This is a genomic window from Alteromonas sp. BZK5 (assembly GCF_014349115.1).
GTDB lineage: Bacteria > Pseudomonadota > Gammaproteobacteria > Enterobacterales > Alteromonadaceae > Alteromonas > Alteromonas macleodii.
Genome location: NZ_JACSOE010000158.1, coordinates 1 through 4,158, shown reverse-complemented (window position 1 = coordinate 4,158; position 4,158 = coordinate 1). Strand labels below are relative to the sequence as shown.

The window sequence follows — 4,158 nt, the reverse complement described above, 5'->3', positions numbered from 1 at the left end:
GTAATAACCCTCCCAGAAAATAGCTGGTCAATTAGCTACAACAGGTCTTATGAGCCTGTTGTAGCAACTTATTGGCTATATAATGAGTAAAAATATCGCGGCCCGACGTATTGAGATGCGTATCAAAATCATATAGGTATTTTTTGTCAAAACATATGTCGGGTAAATCATTTTGAGACGTCAATACTGTTAAGCCAGCTGAACGTAAGCTTTCTATATTCGCGTAAATTACGTTTTGATAGTTATCTCTGTCCGTATACCCTTTCATTCGTGGTGATAGTAATAATGAGAATTTGACACCCTTTGCATGCAATTGATTTTTAAACTGATTTAGGCGCTCTATCGCTGATTCAGAGACTGGATAAGCACGTGTTATCTTATTCGGTAATGTTGGAGGGTTGTTTGATGCTAATACTTCAGCATTCATATCACCAAACTCTCCTAAGCTTTGAGTCTGATAAACTTCCATAAAATGGCTATCATCATCCGCACCGTCGAAACCAAACAATATTATGTCCCATGGTGCAAATAGTAATGATTGAATCTGTTGCAACCATGTCGCGGCGGTCATTTCCTCAGAATCAAGTATGTTGACTAACGCTTGGTTGAGATAAAGCTCTGAATTTTCTGCTAAAAGTCGGTCTGAAACGATTAATATAACTTCATCTCCACTTCTGACAGAATAAAACGTTTCGTTTAGAATTGTCGATAACCCAGATGCGGCACCTAAACCATAGTTTATGACAGGCTTATTCAGCTTCTCTGATAACGTTTTTGCATCAACACCAAATAGCGGTGTTGAGTCGCCGGCAATCAACAAAACAGGGGTTGTTGGGTAAGCACTTTCTCTTAATTGCTTTTTATAATCAGCAAACGTCGTAATCCACTGGTGACGGTGAATGTACTCACCTTCAAAGCGCAGTGTAGCTATTGTGTATCCGCAAATGCTCAGTAAAAAGCTCACTAATATTACGCTTAACCTAATTTTATTTTCCTGAAAAAAGCTCGAGAAGTTTTCTTTTATTACATCCATAACGGCACCCTAAAATTGAAAATACAAAAAGGCAGCAACGGGGCCAACAATTAATGACTTTCCAGCAATCATAACTATGGGCGTATAGATAGCTAACATTAGAGGATGTCTAAGAACGGAGTAAAAAAAACTTCCTTCCATACTTTTCCATTGTCTTACTGAGTAGCTTACAAGTTCATGAGACGTCGGAGTAAAAAATACTAATGTAAAGCCCAACGTGATATTTAATAACAATTCCCCAATTTCAATGCCATATAGTTCATAAAGCGCATTTGCGTTCACAATGACATTGCCATCGTATGAAAAAATTGATGACCAAATCATCAGGGCATCACTGACACCTTCAGTATAAAAAGGAACCCAAGCTAAAAATACAAAGCTTACTGTTAAGACATTGGACAAACCATTTGAAGTTTGAGTTAGCCAAAGGGGTTTATTCGTGAACTTGATGTGTTTGTGAATTAGGTTACGTATAAAGTGCTTGTATAACTGATAAAGCGTTAAAGCAAAGCCATGTAATGCACCCCATAACACATAACCCCACGCAGCACCGTGCCATAACCCACCTAACAACATAACCGTAATTAGATTAAGCAGGGTTCGTTTAAGGGAACCTCGTGAACCACCAAGAGGAATATATAAATAGTCTCTGAGGAATCGTCCAAGCGTGATGTGCCATTTACGCCAAAATTCAGCAATGTTTACTGACTTATAGGGCGAATCAAAATTAATTGGTAGCCTAATTCCTAAAGCAAACCCTAAACCAAGTGCTAAATCTCCATAAGCACTAAAATCAAAGTAAAGTTGCAGACCGTACGCCAAGATAGTCAATATACTCAACAATGGCGTAGTTTCACCAATGCTCATTACAAGCTGTTGCTGTGCCAAGAAAACACCCAATGGGTCAGCAATGAGTAACTTTTTTCCTAATCCAATTAATATGTAGGGGATTGCAAGATCATACCGGACAAGATTGCGGCTTTTTTCAAATTGGCTTAGATCTCGACTAACATCCTTGAAGTTAACAATAGGTCCAGCAACCAGTTGCGGAAAAAACAATATAAATGAACAATACTTCATCAGTGCTGGTGGTTTTATTTCTTGTCTATAAACATCAACTATGTATGCAACCTGTTGAAATGTATAAAAAGATATCGCCAACGGCAGTATTAAATTTAGTGTTGAATTGAAGCCAAATGAAATTAGAAAAAAATCTAAATACTTAAAAATTGCTAACAAAGAGAGATTACCCACCACTGCTACACACAGTAATAACTTCGCCTGATTAACATTTCCTTTGACGACATCATGATGAATGAGCTTACTAATCCCGAAGTTACAAACAATTGCTATAAGTAATAAACATAAGTATTTCCATGACCAGGCTGCATAGAAAAGAATTCCTGACGTCACAAGAAGTGTTGAACGAGTCGTAACTCCAGTATTACGCGAGATCCGTTCTGCCAACATTACCAAAGGTAAAAATACAAATAAAAAAACAGGTTCAACGAAAAGCATAGAAATGTCGCTAAATAATTGGTCTTTTACATTGTATTAATTGTTTATTTAACACATTGAGAAGTAGTGCGGTTTTTAAGATGTATTAACCTGCAATGGTCTTAATTGAGTTGGAGTTATCTTATGAAAGTATTAGTGGGCGCAATCATGTTACCTTTAACTATGTTTTATTCAGCTCTTTCTTTTGGTAGTCAAGAAACATACCTTGAGGAACAAATGTTTCGGTTACTCCCCTCCCCTTGCGTTGAAAATAACTCAAACCTCTTTGCAACTCAGCATTGTGCTGCACAAAGACACTACGTTTTAGCTAAGTTGAAAGACTGCGAAATAAAACGAGATGGTTTGCTAGTCAAAGACGAGGCGAGAAATATTTTAGTATGTGTAAAGGCTAAAAAAGTATTTGAAGGGATGAATTACGAGTTTTAATTATTCAATTACAAGATTGGCATGTATCTAATAACTCTCTCTTTTTATATATTTTATCCTTACAATCAGCTATTTATTTAGCACCAGCCAATATTATTCGTCATTTTTAGATACACAGGCCGCTTGAGATTGAGGTGAGATACGATTATTTATACGCCGGCTTGATATCCTTTTATTCATTGTCATGCGCTCGTAATTTGTATCTCGTTGAACGAAAATCGTCTCGCCATCAGGGATAGAAACTTCTATACCATTAAATTTCGCATTGATTATTTTTATCACTTTCTTGTCGGCTGTCCATTCTATGTAATCAATTTTATTTCCACTATCATCCCGCTGCTCCAGTCGGTGTTTAAATAAAAGAGCAGATAGTTGAATCTTAAACTCTCTGAGTTGCATGTTAGGAGCGATATTGTCCTTTAAGCTTTGGAACGTATATCGATTAATAGAGCCCAATTTCATGCTCGATGAAAAGAAAGTAAAAATGAAAGCTAAAGGATTGCGTTCATTATAAATGCGGTGATCTACTTGAAGAAGAAGAGAGGAATCTTGGTTTTTGCATTCTTCAAAAAGACTTTGAATTTGTGAGTTACTCAGTTCGATTTGATAAGCCACTCTGTCATCAATAGTCTTAGCATAGTTCCGAACGTCAAAGTGTGAGACTTTCGCAAAATATTCTTTGATTTTAAATTCATCCATGAATGCTTTCGGTGCTGAGAGTACTTTATAGGTCGTCGCATCTAAACGCATCATGGCATTATGAGCATGCTTTCTTGAAGTAGTACCTGTATCTAAATTCATTGAGCGTAGAATATCAGTTTCGGCGATAACAAATTCTGGTTTTAGAACAGTAGCGAGTTCAATCGCCCCATCTAAATATTGGGCATACCGCCTTTTCATAGCATCGAGGCATAATCTCAATATTGCTACGTAATAACGCATATCTCTCACTTTAGCGATAACATTATTACCAGAGGACTCGACAAGAACATTCACTGGCTCATCATCAATATAAATAATTGCTTTTTTTGAGGACGTATCAGACTTATGACTGTGTTCTAAACAGACTGCAAGCTTAAAAATTAAGACCTCTACTTTGCCAAACATCTCATCACTTGGGTTAACTAAGCTCTTTAATTCCTCTATTGAGCTTACAGACTGAATACTCGTTGACTTAACTG

4 protein-coding genes are annotated in these 4,158 nt (G+C 36.9%); 1 reads left to right on the top strand and 3 read right to left on the bottom strand.

The features are described from left to right. Positions 1-31: 31 nt before the first annotated feature. Together BIZ39_RS20480 and BIZ39_RS20475 are read right to left on the bottom strand one after the other, a co-directional pair. Positions 32-1,033: a hypothetical protein gene (locus BIZ39_RS20480; protein ID WP_187447914.1), complete on the bottom strand. Its 1,002-nt coding sequence runs from the start codon at positions 1,031-1,033 to the stop codon at positions 32-34. 9 nt (positions 1,034-1,042) lie between these two features. Beyond that, a complete protein-coding gene (locus tag BIZ39_RS20475; protein WP_187447913.1) occupies positions 1,043-2,551 on the bottom strand; it encodes an MBOAT family O-acyltransferase in 1,509 nt (502 codons plus the stop codon). Positions 2,552-2,674: 123 nt separating this feature from the next. Here BIZ39_RS20475 and BIZ39_RS20470 point away from each other — a divergent pair, with 123 nt between their 5' ends. Further along, entirely contained in the window at positions 2,675-2,977 is a 303-nt protein-coding gene (locus BIZ39_RS20470; protein WP_187447912.1) for a hypothetical protein, read from the top strand. A gap of 93 nt (positions 2,978-3,070) precedes the next feature. Here the strand turns inward: BIZ39_RS20470 and BIZ39_RS20465 are convergent. Beyond that, positions 3,071-4,158 (bottom strand): hypothetical protein (locus BIZ39_RS20465; protein WP_222936728.1); only part of this gene is annotated, 1,088 nt, incomplete at its 5' end.

Bases quoted from the DNA above. Each gene is read 5' to 3' on its own strand.
- BIZ39_RS20480 (WP_187447914.1), bottom strand. From the start codon at position 1,033: ATGGATGTAATAAAAGAAAACTTCTCGAGCTTTTTTCAGGAAAATAAA.
- BIZ39_RS20475 (WP_187447913.1), bottom strand. From the start codon at position 2,551: ATGCTTTTCGTTGAACCTGTTTTTTTATTTGTATTTTTACCTTTGGTA.
- BIZ39_RS20470 (WP_187447912.1), top strand. From the start codon at position 2,675: ATGAAAGTATTAGTGGGCGCAATCATGTTACCTTTAACTATGTTTTAT.